Source organism: Actinomadura citrea (assembly GCF_013409045.1).
Taxonomy (GTDB): domain Bacteria; phylum Actinomycetota; class Actinomycetes; order Streptosporangiales; family Streptosporangiaceae; genus Spirillospora; species Spirillospora citrea.
On record NZ_JACCBT010000001.1, the window covers coordinates 8,369,283 to 8,385,944 of the forward strand.

At 71.7% G+C, this 16,662-nt stretch carries 13 protein-coding genes and 1 pseudogene; 9 read left to right on the forward strand and 5 right to left on the reverse strand.

Annotation, left to right across the window (positions count from 1 at the left end):
• The first annotated feature begins 281 nt into the window (after positions 1-281).
• The 4 genes from BJ999_RS38330 to BJ999_RS38345 all read left to right on the forward strand — a co-directional run bounded on the left by BJ999_RS38330 (position 282) and on the right by BJ999_RS38345 (position 6,044).
• The gene (locus BJ999_RS38330; RefSeq protein WP_179837758.1) at positions 282-1,463 is read left to right on the forward strand and encodes a LolA-like protein; all 1,182 of its coding nucleotides are present in this window, start codon (positions 282-284) and stop codon (positions 1,461-1,463) included.
• 424 nt (positions 1,464-1,887) lie between these two features.
• Positions 1,888-3,729, forward strand: coding sequence for a 2-oxoacid:acceptor oxidoreductase subunit alpha (locus BJ999_RS38335; protein WP_179837759.1), 1,842 nt, complete (start codon positions 1,888-1,890; stop codon positions 3,727-3,729).
• Positions 3,722-4,825, forward strand: coding sequence for a 2-oxoacid:ferredoxin oxidoreductase subunit beta (locus BJ999_RS38340; protein ID WP_229810610.1), 1,104 nt, complete (start codon positions 3,722-3,724; stop codon positions 4,823-4,825). Before BJ999_RS38335 ends, BJ999_RS38340 begins: the two co-directional genes overlap by 8 nt.
• Positions 4,826-5,009: 184 nt before the next feature.
• Complete coding sequence (locus tag BJ999_RS38345; RefSeq protein ID WP_229810611.1) at positions 5,010-6,044, forward strand: SecDF P1 head subdomain-containing protein; 1,035 nt, start codon at positions 5,010-5,012, stop codon at positions 6,042-6,044.
• Positions 6,045-6,246: 202 nt separating this feature from the next.
• Here BJ999_RS38345 and BJ999_RS38350 read toward each other — a convergent pair whose 3' ends face one another.
• Both BJ999_RS38350 and BJ999_RS43875 read right to left on the reverse strand, forming a co-directional pair.
• Complete coding sequence (locus tag BJ999_RS38350) at positions 6,247-7,068, reverse strand: YceI family protein (RefSeq protein ID WP_179837760.1); 822 nt, start codon at positions 7,066-7,068, stop codon at positions 6,247-6,249.
• Positions 7,069-7,138: 70 nt separating this feature from the next.
• The gene (locus BJ999_RS43875) at positions 7,139-9,742 is read right to left on the reverse strand and encodes an MFS transporter (RefSeq protein WP_308427283.1); all 2,604 of its coding nucleotides are present in this window, start codon (positions 9,740-9,742) and stop codon (positions 7,139-7,141) included.
• 120 nt (positions 9,743-9,862) lie between these two features.
• On the opposite strand from BJ999_RS43875, the gene BJ999_RS38360 reads away from it, so the two are divergent.
• The 3 genes from BJ999_RS38360 (at position 9,863) to BJ999_RS38370 (ending at position 13,862) form a co-directional block, all read left to right on the forward strand.
• The gene (locus BJ999_RS38360) at positions 9,863-10,471 is read left to right on the forward strand and encodes a TetR/AcrR family transcriptional regulator (RefSeq protein ID WP_179837762.1); all 609 of its coding nucleotides are present in this window, start codon (positions 9,863-9,865) and stop codon (positions 10,469-10,471) included.
• A gap of 89 nt (positions 10,472-10,560) precedes the next feature.
• Complete coding sequence (locus BJ999_RS38365) at positions 10,561-13,035, forward strand: alpha/beta fold hydrolase (protein WP_179837763.1); 2,475 nt, start codon at positions 10,561-10,563, stop codon at positions 13,033-13,035.
• Entirely contained in the window at positions 13,032-13,862 is an 831-nt protein-coding gene (locus tag BJ999_RS38370; RefSeq protein WP_179837764.1) for an ABC transporter permease, read from the forward strand. Before BJ999_RS38365 ends, BJ999_RS38370 begins: the two co-directional genes overlap by 4 nt.
• A 282-nt stretch (positions 13,863-14,144) precedes the next feature.
• Here BJ999_RS38370 and BJ999_RS43880 read toward each other — a convergent pair whose 3' ends face one another.
• Entirely contained in the window at positions 14,145-14,279 is a 135-nt protein-coding gene (locus tag BJ999_RS43880) for a hypothetical protein (RefSeq protein WP_308427284.1), read from the reverse strand.
• Between the two features lie 58 nt (positions 14,280-14,337).
• A pseudogene (locus BJ999_RS44140) lies at positions 14,338-14,652 on the reverse strand (thioesterase family protein); the annotation flags it as partial.
• A gap of 9 nt (positions 14,653-14,661) precedes the next feature.
• Here BJ999_RS44140 and BJ999_RS38380 point away from each other — a divergent pair.
• Entirely contained in the window at positions 14,662-15,264 is a 603-nt protein-coding gene (locus BJ999_RS38380; protein ID WP_218935425.1) for a Type 1 glutamine amidotransferase-like domain-containing protein, read from the forward strand.
• Positions 15,265-15,287: 23 nt separating this feature from the next.
• Here the strand turns inward: BJ999_RS38380 and BJ999_RS38385 are convergent, their stop codons facing one another.
• Positions 15,288-15,809 carry a flavoprotein gene (locus BJ999_RS38385; protein ID WP_179837766.1) on the reverse strand — a complete coding sequence of 174 codons (522 nt, stop codon included), beginning with the start codon at positions 15,807-15,809 and terminating at the stop codon, positions 15,288-15,290.
• Between the two features lie 309 nt (positions 15,810-16,118).
• Between BJ999_RS38385 and BJ999_RS38390 the strand changes: the two genes are divergently transcribed.
• Positions 16,119-16,610: a hypothetical protein gene (locus tag BJ999_RS38390; RefSeq protein WP_179837767.1), complete on the forward strand. Its 492-nt coding sequence runs from the start codon at positions 16,119-16,121 to the stop codon at positions 16,608-16,610.
• Positions 16,611-16,662: the final 52 nt, after the last annotated feature.

Here is a 16,662-nt window from a genome sequence, read left to right on the forward strand (position 1 = left end):
ACCCCGGGGACGTACGCGTCGCCGGCGGCCAGGCCCCACCCGGCGCGGGCTCCCCCGCCGGTCCGGACGCGGCCGGCACGGCTACCCCCGGGTCGGATCCGGGTGCGACCCCCACCGACCCGCGCGGTACGCCCTCCTTCGTCCCCCCGGGCCCGGCCTCCGCCGCTTCGCCCGGCGCTGACTTCCCGCCTGTGGCGGGCCCTCCCGGCGAACCGGGCACGGCGTTCTCGCCGAGTGGCCCCGTCCCGCCGGGACGGCCGCGCGGGCCGCGGGGCCGGCGCGTGGTGGTCGTCGCCGGCGCGGCGGCCGTCGTGGTCGTGGTCGGAGCGGTGGCGGCCGTGGCGCTCACCGGGGGCGGGGAGTCCCCGAAGAAGAAGCCGAAGGCGACCGTGGCGGCCCCGCCTCCCGCGTGGACGGTCGCGGCCGGCCAGGCCCTCAGCTCCGGGACGGGGCTGCGCTACGACGGCACCCTGACGATCAGCGGCCGGCCCGTCCAGGCGCGGCTGCGCGTGACACCGGCGGGGGCGGCGAGCGGCACGCTCACCGCGGGCGTGCTGACGGCGGAGGTCGTCGCGATCGGCGGCGACACCTACATCAAGGCCGGGACGGCGTTCTGGCAGACCTACGCGACCGGCGTCGCGCACCCGGAGTACTACGCGGGACGCTGGTCCAAGGCGCCCGCGTCGGTGCCCGGTTTCGACGTCCCGGACGTCCTCGGCCCCAAGGCGATCGCCAGGTCGCTGAAGAAGGCCCCGGCGAAACCGCCCACGGAGAGCGTGAACGGCGTCCGCGCCTTCAAGGTCAAGGCGTCCGGCGCGGAGTACGTGCTCACGGCGGAGGCCCCGTACCGGCTGCTGGCGGTGCGGCCGGACGGGCAGGCGGCGCAGCGCTTCACCGTCGCGCCCGTGGCGGCCCCGGCGACGCTGCTCGCCGAGCTGCGTCCGCGGGTGGCCCGGCTCGGCGGCGCGGCCGATCCCGGCCTGCGCTTCACGCCGGGGACGCTGGCGTTCAGCAACTGCGACCAGAACACCAGCGGCTGCACGGTGAACATGCCCGCCACCCTCACCGAACCCGCGGCGGTGCCGGACGGCGCGCGCGCCGCGCTGCGGGCGGCGATCTCGTCCAGGGGAAAGCCGCTCGGGATGTGCACGGGGTCCGGACCGGTCCCGGCCAACCGCTCGCTCGTCCTGCGTTGCACCGTGACGAGCAAACTGTGGCGGCACTGGATGCGCGCCGCCCTCGACAACCCCGGCTCCTACCCCTACGAGGCGAAGGCGCGCGTCGTCGGCGAGGCCGTCGACGTCGCCGACGTGCCGAAACTCCTCGCCCGCGTCGACCGCGAGCGCGAGGCGGTGACGAAGGCGGCTCCGGGCACGCCGGGTCCGACGGTGTCGGGCGAGCCGTCGGTCAAGCGCTCCGAGCGGCCAGAAATCGCCACATCACAGACACCAGGGGCACCGTGAACCCCACGTTCAGGGGCGGTGCGGTCGAACGGGATTCCGGCTGTCTACACTTCGGGTCGTGAACTCCACGCCTCTGGGGAGCGGCTGCTCCTCGACGAGTCCCGCGCTGCTGGTCCGGCGTCTGCACGTCGACCTGTGCCGCCAGCGCAGCTGCCTGTGTTCGGGATGAACCCGGGGACCCGTCCAGGTCGTATCGCCCGATAGGACCTGCGGTGCGTTCGCCGCCCGTCGCTCGCCTCCATGACGCGCGGCCACCGGCACCGGGCGAGGAACGCGCGTCCTTCCTGCGCGGTCATCCCAGTGTGCGGCCCGTCCCCGCCAACCCATCCCGTCCCGGACATACCATGAAGGTAAGCCTAAGTAGCATCACGATCCTGGGTGCCTCCCCCAGGACGGATGCTGCGCGTCGAGGAGGTCTTCCTCTGTGACCAAACAGGTCCAGCAGCTCGACCGCGTCATCATCCGCTTCGCCGGAGACTCCGGCGACGGCATGCAGCTGACCGGCGACCGCTTCACCCAGGAGACCGCGGCGTTCGGCAACGACCTTTCCACGTTGCCGAACTTCCCGGCCGAAATCCGCGCCCCCGCCGGGACCCTCCCCGGCGTGTCCAGTTTCCAGTTGCACTTCGCCGACCACGACATCCTGACGCCGGGCGACGCGCCCAACGTCCTGGTCGCGATGAACCCCGCCGCCCTCAAGGCGAACGTCGGGGATCTTCCGAACGGCGCCGACCTCATCGTCAACACCGACGAGTTCAGCAAGCGCAACCTCGCCAAGGTCGGCTACGCGGCCAGCCCCGTCGAGGACGACTCGCTGTCGGAGTACCGGGTCCACGCGCTGCCGCTGACCTCGATGACGGTGAAGGCGCTCGAGGACTTCGACATCTCCAAGAAGGACGCCGAGCGCGCGAAGAACATGTTCGCGCTCGGCCTGCTGTCGTGGCTGTACCACCGTCCCACCGAGGGGACACTGGCCTTTCTGGAGCGCAAGTTCGCCAGCAAGCCCGAGATCATGAAGGCCAACATCGCGGCCTTCCAGGCGGGCTGGTCCTACGGCGAGACCACCGAGGCGTTCTCGGTGCAGTACGAGATCAAGCCGGCCGAGCACGAGCCGGGGCTCTACCGCAACATCACCGGGAACCTGGCGCTGGCGTACGGGCTGGTCGCGGCGGGCGTGCAGAGCGGGCTGCCGATCTTCCTCGGCTCCTACCCGATCACGCCGGCGTCCGACATCCTGCACGAGATCTCCAAGCACAAGCGGTTCGGCGTGCGCACCTTCCAGGCCGAGGACGAGATCGCCGCGGTCGGCGCGGCGCTCGGCGCCTCCTTCGGCGGGTCGCTCGGCGTCACCACGACGTCGGGGCCCGGCATCGCGCTGAAGAGCGAGACGATCGGCCTCGGCGTCGCGACCGAGCTTCCGCTGCTGGTCATCGACGTGCAGCGGGCCGGCCCGTCCACCGGGCTGCCGACCAAGACCGAGCAGGCCGACCTGCTGCAGGCCATGTACGGCCGCAACGGCGAGGCGCCCGTCCCGGTGATCGCGCCGCAGTCCCCGTCGGACTGCTTCGACGCGACGATCGAGGCGGCGCGGATCGCGGTGAAGTACCGCACACCGGTGATCCTGCTGTCGGACGGCTACCTCGCCAACGGCTCCGAGCCGTGGCGGCTGCCGGACGTGGCGACGCTGCCGAAGATCGATCCGAACTTCGCCGAGCCGTCGCAGGAGGAGTTCCAGCCGTTCGAGCGCGACCCGGCCACCCTCGCCCGCCCGTGGGCGGTCCCCGGCACCGCCGGGCTGGAGCACCGGATCGGCGGGCTGGAGAAGGCCGACGTCACCGGCAACATCTCCTACGACCCCGCCAACCACGACCGCATGGTCCGGCTCCGCCAGGCCAAGGTCGACGGGATCGCGGGCGACATCGAGCCGCTCGCCGTGGACGACCCGTCCGGCGCGGCCCGCGTCCTGGTGATGGGCTGGGGCGGGACGTTCGGGGCCATCTCCGCGGCCGTCCGGCGCGTCCGGGCGTCCGGGCGTCCCATCGCACAGGCCCACCTGCGGCACCTCAACCCGTTCCCGGCGAACCTGGCCGAGGTGCTGCGCTCCTACGACAAGGTGATCGTCCCTGAGATCAACCTCGGCCAGCTCGCGCTGCTGCTGCGCGGCCGGCTGTTCATCGACGTGATCGGCTACAACCAGGTCCGCGGCCTGCCCTTCAAGGCCGAAGAGCTCCAGGGCGTCATCCAGGATGTGATCGACAGTGAGTGACAACGGAGCCAGCGGCAACGGTTCCGCCAACGGCAACGGCAACGGCTCGGGGAACGGCCGCAGCCTGCTCTCCCTCGTCCCGAAGGCGGACGGGAAGCAGTCGATGAAGGACTTCAAGACCGACCAGGAGGTGCGCTGGTGCCCCGGGTGCGGTGACTACGCGGTCCTCGCGGCCGTCCAGTCGTTCCTTCCCGAGCTCGGGCTGCGCCGCGAGAACATCACGTTCGTCTCCGGCATCGGCTGCTCGTCGCGGTTCCCGTACTACATGAACACCTACGGGTTCCACTCGATCCACGGCCGCGCGCCCGCGATCGCGACGGGCCTCGCCACGTCCCGTCCGGACCTGTCGGTGTGGGTGGTGACGGGGGACGGCGACTCGCTGTCCATCGGCGGCAACCACCTGATCCACGCGCTGCGCCGCAACGTCAACCTCAAGATCCTGCTGTTCAACAACCGGATCTACGGGCTGACGAAGGGCCAGTACTCGCCGACCTCGGAGCTCGGCAAGATCACCAAGTCGACGCCGATGGGCTCGCTCGACGCCCCCTTCAACCCGCTGTCGCTCGCGATCGGCGCGGAGGGCACGTTCGTCGCCCGCACCATCGACTCCGACCGCAAGCACCTGCATTCGGTGCTGCGGGCCGCCGCGCAGCACCGCGGCACCGCGCTCGTCGAGATCTACCAGAACTGCAACATCTTCAACGACGGCGCGTTCGACCCGCTGAAGGACCCTGCGGTGCGCGACGACGTCACCGTCCGGCTGGAGCACGGCGAGCCCATCGTGTTCGGGGCGGACCGTGACAAGGCGCTGCGCCGCACCCCGTCCGGGTCGTTCGAGGTCGTGAACATCGCGGACGTGGACCCGGCCGAGATCGCCGTGCACGACACCCACAACCCCGACCCGTCGCAGGCGTTCGCGCTCTCGCGGCTGGACCAGCCGGCGTTCGAGCACACCCCGATCGGCATCTTCCGGGACGTCGACCGCCCGTCCTACGACGAGCTGATGCGGGCCCAGCTCGACGAGGCCGTCCAGGCCCAGGGCGAGGGCGACCTCGCGGCCCTGCTCGGCAGCGGCGACACCTGGCGCATCGACTGACGGCGTCCTCCCGGACGTCTCCGCAGGCCCGGCCCCGCGTCGCCCGGGGGCCGGGCCTGCGCATGCTTGGAGGCCCCCGAACGGGGCACGTTTCCTCACGTGCCGGCCGTCCGGCGATCCGCGGTGGTCTTCCGGGCGGGACGTCCTGCGCGGCGGCGTCCCCGCCTGACAGACTGAGGAGATCATGAACCGGGAGGTGACGATGCGGGTCATACCGCGCCGTAACAGGGGTCGTCAGCGAAACGAGGAACCCGCACCCGCCCCGACGCCTCCCGCCTCGTCCGCCGAACCGGCGACCCCGGCCAAGAGCTCGACGTGGCCGCCCCCGCCCTCCCCGCTCATCCCCGAAGACGCCGCCGAGACGACGCGGCCCCAACCGACGACGCGGCCTGGAACTCCCGCCTCCGTCCCGCCCGGCGAGACCGTCCCGCCCGGCGACACCCGTCCCCTGAAGGCCGGGCCTGAGCCGGGCCGCGACCCCGCCGAGGCGTTGGGTCAGGAGAGCCTGCGCGACGGAGGCCGGCGCTCCCGGGCCACGACGGCCGTTCTGCCCGCGGCCACCCGACCGCCGGGCACGGAGGCCGAAAGGCGGCGGGCGCGGGCCGCGCAGCGGCAGCGGGAAGCCGCGGAGATGAAGCGGAGCCGGGCGGCGCGGCGGCAGGGCCGCGCGTACCGGGAGGTCGCGCCCGCGAGAGCCGCCGACCAGCACCGGTCGGCGCTGCTGGTCATGGTGCTCACGCTGGGGCTGCTGATCGCGGCCGTCGCGGTGACCGGCGGGATGATCGCGTCCTCGATGCGGACGCGCCCGGTGACGCTGGCCGCCCCGCTGCACATCTACCCGGTCGCGCAGGTGCTGCCGGGGCAGTGCCCCGCCGGGACGCAGGGCATCACCGGACAGGCCGCCACCGGGTTGACCTGCTACCGGCTCACCCAGGGGATCGCGATCCACAAGGTCGCCGACCTGCGCGTGCAGAAGTCGCGGGTGAAGCCGGGCGGGTACGACGTGGCGGTGACGCTGCGGCCCGGGGACCGCCGCGCGTTCGCCAAGCTGACCCGCGCGACGGTCGGCCGCGACCTGGCCTTCGTCGTCCGCGACCGCCTGGTCACGCTGCCGCGCGTCGACATGGCCATCACCGACGGAAAGGTCGTGGTCACCGGCTCCCCCGACCGCACCTCCGCGAACGCCCTGGTCCGCCAGCTCAAGGGCCGCGCGAGCTGATTGCGTTTCTCTCCTCCTTCGGGCCTGGAGGCCCTCCATCGTCGAGAAACGCGGGGCGATCGCTGGCATCGCTCCGACTCGCCTTGCGGCTCGCTGCGCGATCAGATTCTTGCTTCGCTCGAATCTGCCTTCGGACGCGATCGCGACCCTTGAGGTTGTTGCGGGGTTGCTGTACGGGCCTGGGTCGTTGCGCGGCTTGTTCTTACGGCAGCGCTTCTCCGTGGAGGGCCTGGATCTCCAGTTCGACCTTCAGGCTCTCGCCTACCAGGGAGATGCCCGCTTCCACGATCTGGTTGAAGCGGATGGCGAAGTCCTTGCGGGGCAGTTCGGCGGTGGCGCGGAAGGCGGCGCGGGTGCCGCCCCACGGGTCCGGGCCGGTGCCGAGGTAGGTCATGTCGAGGTCGACGGGCTGGGTGATGCCGTTGAGGGTGAGGTGGCCGTGCACCGTCCAGCGGTCGGGTCCGATGCTGGTCAGGCCGTGGCCCTCGTAGGTGAGGGCGGGGTGGACGTCGGCGTTCAGGAAGTCGGCCGAGCGCAGGTGGTCATCGCGCATCTTGTTGCCGGTCTCGATGGACGCCGCCTCGATGCGCGCGGTCACGCGGGAGTTCTCCACCGGCTCGGTGATCTCGACGCGTCCCTCGAAGGCGGCGAACCGGCCGCGGACGCTGGACAGGCCGATGTGCTGCGCGACGGCGCCGATGTTGGAGTGCGCCGGGTCGATCGTCCAGATGCCGGGCGGCGGGAGCTCGGCGCCGCCCGCCCGGCCGAGCACGACCTTCCCGATGTCGGCGGTGCCCGCGCCGGACACGATCATCGTGGCGGCGGCCGGATGGAACCCCATGGCCGTCACGATCACCGTGTAGGTGCCGGCGGGCAGCGGGCCGGCGGCGAGCACGCCGTCCTCCCCGGTCTGCTCGCGCGCGACCTGGTCGCCCGCCAGGTTCATGACCGTGACGATGGCGTGCCGCACCGCCCAGCCGTCCTTCGTCCGCACCGTTCCGCGCAGACCTCGGTTCGCGTCCATCAACGACCCGCACTCCAGGTTCCGTGTCTCGTGGCCGCCGCCTGCGGCGGCCCGGGCTCGCTCGTGTCGGTCACTCGTCGGGGTAGCCGAGCTTCAGGTCGTGATCGTCCAGCCCGCCGCCGGACAGCGACAGACCGGTCGCGACCGGAGGATATCCGGACGCGATCATCGTGTACTGGCCGCCGGTGAGGTCGGTGAAGGCGTACTCGCCGTCCGATCCGGTGATGACCATGGCGATGACGTTGCCGGCGGCGTCGACGAGCGTGACCCGCGCCTCGCCGACCGGCTCGCCCGCCTCGTTGCGGACCGTTCCGCGGATCCGGGCGCCGGGCGGCATCTCCACGTCCATCCGCGTCTGGCCGTTCCCCGTCACCTCCACCGGCATCGCGACCGGGCGGTGCGCGGCGGCGCTGACGGCGAGCGTGTAGGCGCCGGACATGAGGTCGGAGAACGTGTAGCGGCCGTCGGCGTCGCTGCGGCCGGTGCCGACGACGTCGCCGCGCACGTCGGTGATGACGACCATCGCGTTCACGATGGGGGTGCCGTCCGCGCTGCGGACCGTTCCGGCGAGGCCGCCGCTGCCGGCCAGCAGCAGGTCGAACTCGATCGGCCGGTCGCCGACGACGAGGGTCGCGGCCTGCGGCTCGTGCCCGCCGGTGGCAGCGATCAGCACGTAGCTGCCGGGGCCCGGCGTCGGCAGCGCGTACCGCCCGTCCTCCCGCGTGGTCGCCCGGGCGAGCTGGTGGCCGTCGACGCCGATGAGGGTGAGGGCGGCGGACGGGACGGGCTCCCCGTCGCGGGTCCGCACCACGCCGCGCACCGGGACGCCGCCGTTGGCGTCCTGCTCGATCTGCTGGGCGAGGAGCTTCGCCCGGGCCGCCAGCTCCGTGGCGGCCGGGGCCGCCGCCGCATGGGCGGGCGCCTCCGGCGGGGCCGGGTGCGCGGCGGCCGGGGCGAAGCGGCCGTCGTCCAGGTGGCCGTTGCCGCGCGCGTGGCGGCCCGCGCCGACCGCGGCGGCCGCGCCCGTCCGCACCGCCGCCGACGGCGGGCGCACGACGCCGCTCTCCGCGGGGACGTCGGTCAGGGGCGCCTCGGGCGGCGGCGCGTCCTTGCCGCGGTGCGCCGAGCCGCGCAGCGGGTGCTCCTTCAGCGCGAGCATCGCGAGGAAGCCGACCAGGGCGACGGGGATGCCGACGAGGAAGACGGTCTCCAGGGAGTCGGTGAAGGCGTCCTGGATGATGCTCCTGACCTGCGGAGGAAGCTTGCTGATCTCCTCCGGCGAGCCGAGGTCGGACGCGCCGCCGCCGGCCGGCACGGGAATGCCCGCCGAGCGGAAGCCGCTGGTGATCTCGTCCGCGACCCGGTTGGTGAGGATCGCGCCGAAGGCGGCCACGCCCATCGCGCCGCCGAGGTTGCGGAAGAACGAGACGCCGGACGTCGTCGAGGCGAGGTCGGCGGGCGCGGCGGCGTTCTGCGCGGCGAGGATGAGGATCTGCAGGCTGAGGCCCATTCCGACGCCGAGGACGGCCAGGTCGGCGCCGACGATGACCTTGGGCGAGTCGGTGTGCAGCAGCGACAGCAGGTACAGCCCGCCGGCGACGCACAGCAGCCCGACCACCGGGAAGATCTTGTAGCGGCCCGTCCGGGTGACGACCTGGCCGGAGCCGGTGGAGGTGACGAGCATCCCGACGACCAGCGGCAGCGTCATCAGGCCGGACGTCGTCGGGCTCATCCCCTTGACGATCTGCAGGTACTGCGGCATGTAGATCATCACGCCGAACATCGCCATGCCGACGCAGACGGAGACGAACGAGGTCAGCAGGAACGTGGGGTTGCGGAACAGCCGGGGCGGCAGGATCGGGTCGCGCGCGACGCGCTCGGCGACGATCGCCAGCACGAGCAGCAGGGCGGCGGCGCCGAGCAGGATGTAGGTCCACTGGGAGTTCCACTCGAACTCCGTCCCGCCCATGGACAGCACCAGCATCAGCACGGCGGCGCTGCCGGTGATGGTGAACGCGCCGAACACGTCGATGCGGGTGTCGCGGCGCACCTTCGGCAGCTTGAGGACCTTCTGGATGACGAAGAACGCGACGACCGCGAGCGGCACGCACACGTAGAAGCACCAGCGCCAGCCGAGGCTGTCGGCGTCCACGATGAACCCGCCGAGCAGCGGCCCGGCGACGGTCGAGACGCCGAACACCGCGCCCATGAACCCGGCGTAGCGGCCGCGCTGCCGGGGCTCGACGACGTCCCCGAGGATGACCTGGGCCAGTGCCGACAGGCCGCCGACGCCGAGGCCCTGGAACGCGCGGGCCGCGATGAGCTGGCCGATGTTCTGCGACAGCCCCGCGCCCACCGAGGCCGCCACGAAGATGAGCAGGGCGGTCTGGAACATGAGCTTGCGGCCGGCGATGTCCGACAGCTTGCCCCACAGCGGCGTGGACGCGGTCATGGTCAGCAGCGACGCGCTCGCGACCCAGGAGAGCTTGTCCTGGCCGCCGAGGTCCCCGACGATCGTCGGCAGCGCCGTGGCGACCACCGACGTCGAGATCATCGACGTCAGCATCGCCATCATCAGGCCGGCGAGGATCTCCAGGATCTGACGGTGCGTGTACTGCGGTCTCGCTGGCTCTGGCGCCGCCGGGCCGTGCGACGCCACGCTCGCTTGAGCCACCCTGCCCCCACAACTCCGATGAATTACCTGTGCTTTGCACATACTGTATGTAGACGCTTGTTTACTTGCAACTCAGGCAATAATGGACACCGACTGTAACGGCGACCGGGGGCTAGCGGAATGCGGGGCGAGGAACAGGCCGGCGGCGCGGCCGCGCGGCGGCGCAAGCGCGACCGGGAGGCCACCCGGCGCCGCATCCTGGGCGCCGCCCGCGACCTGTTCGGGGAGCACGGCTACGACGGCGTCACCGTCCGCATGATCGCCGCGCGCGCCGAGGCGAACACGGCGCTGGTCCACCGGTACTTCGGGTCCAAGCCGGCGCTGTTCGGCGAGGTGCTGGCCGGGGAGTCGGTGATCCGCGGCGTCATCGCGGGCGCCCCCGAAGGGCTGCCGCGCCGGCTCGCCGAGCACTTCGTCCGGCATGTCGACCAGCGCTCGGTCACCGCCATGTCCCGGATACTGGACCGGTCGGCGGGCCACCCCGAGGTCAAGGAGATCCTGCTCCGCTACCTGGAGGACGTGATCGTCCAGCCGATGGTGGCGCAGCTGGAGGGGCCCGACGCGCGGGCACGGGCGCTGCTCGCGTCCACGATCATCATGGGCGGCGGGCCGGTGCGGCGCCTGGTCGGCCTCGGCGACCTGCGCGCCGCCGACCCCGCCGATCTCACCGACCGCCTCACCGCGATGTTCACCGCCGCCCTCGCCCCGCCCGTCCACCGCGAGACGTAGCTCCCGGGGGCCGCGTACCCCGGTGGGAGCAGGCAAGATCGGCTTCGGGGCGGAGCGGGCGGGCGCGGGGCGCGCATAGGGTTCTGGTCATGGGGCGGGCGGGCGCGCTCAGGGCGCGGTGGGACAGGACGGGACGGCCCGCGCGCTGGGCGTCGGCAGCGGTCGCCGTGGCACTGGCGGGCGGGGCCGCGGCCTGGGGGGCGACGGCCGACGGCGACGCCCGCGTCCAGACCTCCGAACAGCGCGTCAACGTCGTCGACGGGCCGAAGGACGACCAGCGCGTCACGCTCGACACGACGTTCTACAAGCCGGTCGGACGGGCCAAGGGCCCGGCGGTCCTGCTGGGACACGGCTTCGGCGGCACCAAGCGGGACGTCGCCGGCGAGGCGCGCGACCTCGCCCGCGCCGGATACGCGGTGCTGGCCTGGTCGGCGCGGGGTTTTGGGCGCTCGACCGGTGAGATCGCCCTCAACTCGCCCGACTACGAGGTGAAGGACGCCCGGCAGCTGATCGACTGGCTGGCGCGGCGGCCGGAGGTCCGGCTCGACGGCCCCGGCGACCCCCGCGTCGGGATGGCGGGCCAGTCCTACGGCGGCGCGATCGCGCTGATGACCGCCGCCTACGACCGGCGGGTGGACGCCATCGCGCCGCAGATCACCTGGAACAGCCTCTCCGACGCGCTCTTCCCTGACTCCGCCTCCGGCGCGAAACCGACGGACGGCGTGTTCAAGAAGCTGTGGGCGGGACTGTTCTTCACCGGCAGCGCGGAACGAACGGCCTGCGGGCGATTCCTGCCGTCCGTGTGCGACATGTACCAGGAGGTGGCGGAGAAGGGCCGTCCCACCGAATCGGCGATCGCCATACTGCGGCGGTCGAGCCCCGCATCCGTCGCCGACCGGATCAGGGTGCCGACGCTGCTCGTCCAGGGGCAGTCCGACTCGTTGTTCCCGCTCGACCAGGCCGACGCCAACGCGCGGGCGATCGCGCGGAACGGCGCACCGGTGTCGGTGGTGTGGTTCCAGGGCGGGCACGACGGCGGCGACCCGGAGACCGCGCGGGTCGAGGGGCTCGTGCGCGACTTCTTCGACGCCCGGCTCATGCGGTCGTCGATGCCTTCCTCGGACGGGTTCACGGTGACGCGGGCGGGCGGCCTCGACTCCTCCACCCAGGCGGTCGTCGTGGACGAGGCGTCGACGGGGCGGTATCCGGGTCTTTCCGGTGGTGCGTCGGCCCAGCCGCTGACCGGGCGCGAGCAGACGATCTTCAATCCGGCGGGCGGATCGCCCGCGTCGATCTCCGCTCTGCCGGGGTTGGGGGCGCTCGGATCCCTGGGCGGGTCGCTGGGAGGCTCCCTGGGCGGGCAGCTGCCTTCGGACATGCCAGGGCAGACCGCCACGTTCGAGACCCGTCCGCTGGACCGTCCGCTGTGGCTGACGGGCGCCCCGACCGTCCGGCTCAAGGTCAGCGGGGACGGGCCGCTGTTCGCGAAGCTCTACGACGTCTCGCCGGGCGGGGCCGCCGCTCCGGCGCGGCGGCTGGCGGCGCCGTTCCGGGTGTCCGGCGGCGAGGTCACGGTGACGCTTCCGGCGATGGACTACCGCTTCGACCGCGGGCACCGGCTCCGGCTGGTCGTCGCCACCACCGACATGGGCTTCGCGACGCCTGCCGCGCCGTCGTCCTACAAAGTGCAGGTGGTGTCGCCGCTGACCGTCCCGTCCGTCCCGTCGTTGAAGGCCGCACCGGCGCCCCTGCCCGTCTGGGTGTGGGCTCTGCCCGTCGCCGCCGTCGCATTGGCGCTCGCCATCCTTCTCCCTGGACGCCGTAGGCGCGACGTCGAAACGGACAGCGACGTGCCCCTGGAGATATCGGGGCTGACGAAGGCCTACAAGAACGGGCATCTCGCCGTCTCCGACCTGTCGTTCCGGGTGGAGAAGGGCCAGGTGCTGGGACTCCTGGGTCCGAACGGTGCAGGAAAGACGACGACGCTGCGCATGTTGATGGGCCTGATCCATCCAGACTCCGGCTCGATCCGCATCTTCGGGCACCGCGTGTACCCGGGCGCACCTGTACTGTCCCGCCTTGGCTCCTTTGTAGAGGGGCCCGGGTTCCTGCCCCACCTCTCGGGCCGCGACAACCTGGACCTCTACTGGCGCGCCACCGGCCGTCCCCTGGACGAGGCCCACTTGGACGAGGCGCTGCAGATAGCCAACCTGGGTTCGGCACTGGACCGGGCCGTCCGCACGTACTCGCAGGGGATGCGACAGCGTCTCGCCATAGCGCAGGCCATGCTCGGGCTGCCGGACCTCCTCGTCCTGGACGAGCCCACCAACGGCCTCGACCCGCCCCAGATCCGCGAGATGCGGGAGGTACTCGTCCGGTACGCGGCGGCCGGTCGGACGGTCATCGTCTCCAGCCACCTGCTCGCCGAGGTCGAGCAGACCTGCACGCACGCCGTCGTCATGGCGGGCGGCCGCCGCGTCGCCGCCGGCCCGGTCGCCGAGATCACCGGGTCCGGCCGCCGCCTGGAGGACGCGTTCCTGGAGATCATCGGGGAGGGCTCATGACCGCCTACCACGTCCGGCGCACCCTTCCGCTGCGGGTCGAGGCCGTCCGGCAGTTCCGGCGCCGCCGCACGCTGGTGGCCTTCGCGTTCCTGCTCGTCCTGCCCTGGGTGCTGGTCGGCGCGTTCAAGATCGGCGGAGATCCGGGCCCGGACGGCGTCCCCAGCCTGGTCGACGTCGCCACGTCGTCCGCGCTGAACTTCGCCCTGTTCGCCCTGTTCGTCTCGACCGGTTTCCTGCTGGTGGTCGCGGTCGCCCTGTTCTGTGGTGACACGGTGGCGAGCGAGGCGGGCTGGTCGTCCCTGCGCTACCTGCTCGCCGCGCCCGTGCCGCGCGCCCGGCTGCTGCGCCAGAAACTGATCGTCGCCCTCTCCTACGCGGTCGTCGCCGTCGTCAGCCTGCCGCTGATGTCGCTCGTCGCGGGGACGGCCGGGTTCGGCTGGGGCGACGTCGAGCTCCCGACCGGCGGCACCGTCCCGGTGAGCACCGCGCTCGGCCGCATGGCGATCATCATCGGCTACTCCCTCGTCGCACAGCTCGTCGTCGCCGCCCTGGCGTTCCTGCTCTCGGTGACGACGGACTCCCCCCTCGGCGCGGTCGGCGGCGCGGTGGGGCTCGTCATCGTCAGCAACATCCTGGACGCCGTCACCGCGCTCGGCTCCTGGCGCGACTTCCTCCCGACGCACTGGATGTACTCCTGGATGGACGCCCTGCAGCCCGAGATCCAGTGGGCGGGCATGGCCAAGGGCGCCGCCATCTCCGTCTCCTACGCCGCCGTCCTGTTCGCGCTGGCCTTCCGCCGCTTCCGGACGCGCGACATCGTCTCCTGATCCCGGACACGTTCCGCGGTCCTCCGGACGCGAACCGTGGATCATTACTCCCCGAAAACCGGTCGAACAGGCAGTGTCGGTGACATAAGCTCAGCGAACCTCGTCCGGCCCGGCCGCGTCATACGAGGTAAACGGCTCGATCCCCGGGTTTTAAAGGCAGCCCGGCGGGGGGAGATGATCACCATGGCACGGCAGCAGCTCATCAAGCGCCCCAGGCCCCCACGTCAACCGAGCCCACCCGACCTGCGGACCCCTTCGGGCCGCCTCCTGCCGTACTGACCCTCATCTGGAGAACCGCGAAAGGAACCTCTCCCTCCCGACGACGGCCCGCTCGATGCGGCCGTCTCCCACGACTGCGCCCAGGTCGTCGATGGCCTCGAAGCCGAAGACCAGGCGCGCTCCGTCCACGTCCTGCATCCGCTGTGACGGTCACCCGTCCACCGACGGGCGTGGCGACGCGATGCCGCACCTCGACCCGCGTCCCGACCGAGGTCTCGCCTTCCTCCAGGCAGGACCCGACCGCCTTCACCGTGGCGGCCTCGGCGAGCGCGAGCAGCCGGGGCGTCGCCAGCACGGGCACGTCCCCACTCCCCAGGCGGACGGCCGTGTCAGCCTCGGTGACGACGACCTCAACCTCAGCCCGCAACCCCGGCGTCAGCTCCATGCGCCCATCCTGCCCCGCCAGGCGCACAGTTCCCCTCCCCCCGAACAACCACCTCCGGCTGTGGGCGGGGCGCCTTAAGGTTCTGGGGTGCGCTTGTATCTGTCTTCCTGGCGGACCGGGGAGCATCCGGAACGGATGCTGCGCCTGGTGCGGAGCCCCGGCGGGGCCCGGGTCGCGGTGATCGCCAATGCCGTCGACGCCCTGCCCGGCGCCGAGCGTCGCGTAGCGGTCGAGGGCGAGATCCAAGCGCTCGCCGCCCTCGGCCTCCGGCCGGTCGAAATCGACTTGCGGACGTTCTTCGACCAGGATCCCAGCCGCGTCGCGGCCGTGCTCCGCGGATTCCCCATGCTCTGGGTCCGCGGAGGCAACGTGTTCGTCCTACGTCACGCTCTGGCGAAGAGCGGCGCCGACCATGCCGTGACCGAGCTCCTGCAAGAGGACGCCGTCGTCTATGCCGGTTACAGCGCCGGCGCCTGTGTCCTGGCCCCGGACCTGCACGGGCTGGAGCAATGCGACGATCCTCAAGCCGTGCACACGGCCTATGGCGCTTCGGCGCGCTTCGACGGTCTGGCCATCCTCGACTACGTCGTGGTGCCGCACATCGACTCCCCCGGACATCCTGAGACCGAGGTCCTTGGCGCGGTCGCCGACCACTACCGCTCTCAGGGCGTCGCCCACCGCACCCTGCGCGACGGCCAGGCCATCGTGATCGACGGCCCCGCCACCGCCGTCCACTGATCCGCCCTCCGAACGCGGCCAGGTCAGCCGTCGAGGATGCTGCTCAACTCCGTGAGGATGTCCTGCCAGCCTGGCATGCGCGCGTGTGGAGGGGCTGAAGGGTCGAAGAGGATGTGGGCGCCCATGGAGCGAAGGGCGTCCACATTGCGGCCGAACGCCACATGGCCGGCCAGTTCGGCCTTGACCTGCGGGACCGCCAGCGTCGGCACGCCCATGCCGAGGTGTTCGCAGAGCATGCCGACGGCGACCGTGTCCGTGATGCCCAGCGCCCATTTGTTGATCGTGTTGAACGTGGCCGGAGCCACCACGATCGCGTCGGCGGGAGGCAGGCCGTTCGACGTCTCGTGCGGCTGCCGGAAGTCGGTCCGCACCGGGCCGCCGGTCAGGGCCGCCAGCCGTTCCATGTCCAGGAACTTGGCCCCCATAGGAGTAGCGATCACCCGCACGTGCCAGCCCGCCGCCTGCGCCAGCCGCACGAAGGTCTCCAGATCGGACGCCGCAGCAGCCCCACACGCGATCGCGTAGAGCACTTTCGTCGAGGTCATCGACCCTCGCTACGCCGACCGAACGTGACCGAACGTGGCATCGTCCTGCCTCCCCCTACGCCCGTTCCCGCCGACCAGAGATGAGCACGGCATCCAACCTAAGCCTTCAGAAGCGGCCTCATGCAGGGCGAAGGCTCCTGGCAGAGCATGCCGGCGACCAAGTCCGGCCTCGACCACGGCCCCGGAGCCATGGCGGGCGCCGATCCGGCGCCGCTTGCGCAGGTAGAGCACCCACGGACCGTCATCTGTAGATCACGCACAAACCAGAGATGGACGACTCCGTCGTCCCCAACATTGGGGAAATCGCCCATGAACCCTTACCGCATCGGGCCGTTCGGGGTCCGCGTGCACGACATGACCGGCAACAGGTGGGAAGAGATCGGCTGTAAGGCGATGGACGCGGCGCGGGAGTGCTTCCCGCCGAGAACACGCCTTCAGGTCGCATGCTCGATGAGCGGCCTATGGAAGAATCCGCCCGCTCAGCTGGACACCGACGACCTCTACTGGGCACCCAACCTGGGTGTCAGCGCCTATGACGACGACAAGGCGTTCGAATGTGTCCATCTGTTCTCCCGGGAAACAATCTGCAGCCGGCTCGTGGTGATCGATGATGTGACCGGCAACAGCCCGGACGAGATCGCCCAGAAGGCGCTGAGCGACGCTCAGGTGCGTGAGGTCTTCGGCCGGGACGAGCTCGTTCAGGTCGACTTCCTCTTTGACCTGGAGACCGAGGTGCCCGATCACTTGAGCACCACTGACCGCTACTACGCCCAGTCCGTGTGGGTCAGTTCGGTCGACTGACAAGAGAGCCCGCACCGCAGCGGTGTTCTCAGTGTCCTTTCCGTACCACCGG

Bases quoted from the DNA above. Each gene is read 5' to 3' on its own strand.
- BJ999_RS38385 (WP_179837766.1), bottom strand. From the start codon at position 15,809: ATGACCTCGACGAAAGTGCTCTACGCGATCGCGTGTGGGGCTGCTGCG.
- BJ999_RS43880 (WP_308427284.1), bottom strand. From the start codon at position 14,279: ATGCAGGACGTGGACGGAGCGCGCCTGGTCTTCGGCTTCGAGGCCATC.
- BJ999_RS38365 (WP_179837763.1), top strand. From the start codon at position 10,561: ATGGGGCGGGCGGGCGCGCTCAGGGCGCGGTGGGACAGGACGGGACGG.
- BJ999_RS38380 (WP_218935425.1), top strand. From the start codon at position 14,662: ATGCTGCGCCTGGTGCGGAGCCCCGGCGGGGCCCGGGTCGCGGTGATC.
- BJ999_RS38345 (WP_229810611.1), top strand. From the start codon at position 5,010: ATGAACCGGGAGGTGACGATGCGGGTCATACCGCGCCGTAACAGGGGT.
- BJ999_RS38390 (WP_179837767.1), top strand. From the start codon at position 16,119: ATGAACCCTTACCGCATCGGGCCGTTCGGGGTCCGCGTGCACGACATG.
- BJ999_RS38350 (WP_179837760.1), bottom strand. From the start codon at position 7,068: ATGGACGCGAACCGAGGTCTGCGCGGAACGGTGCGGACGAAGGACGGC.
- BJ999_RS38360 (WP_179837762.1), top strand. From the start codon at position 9,863: ATGCGGGGCGAGGAACAGGCCGGCGGCGCGGCCGCGCGGCGGCGCAAG.
- BJ999_RS38370 (WP_179837764.1), top strand. From the start codon at position 13,032: ATGACCGCCTACCACGTCCGGCGCACCCTTCCGCTGCGGGTCGAGGCC.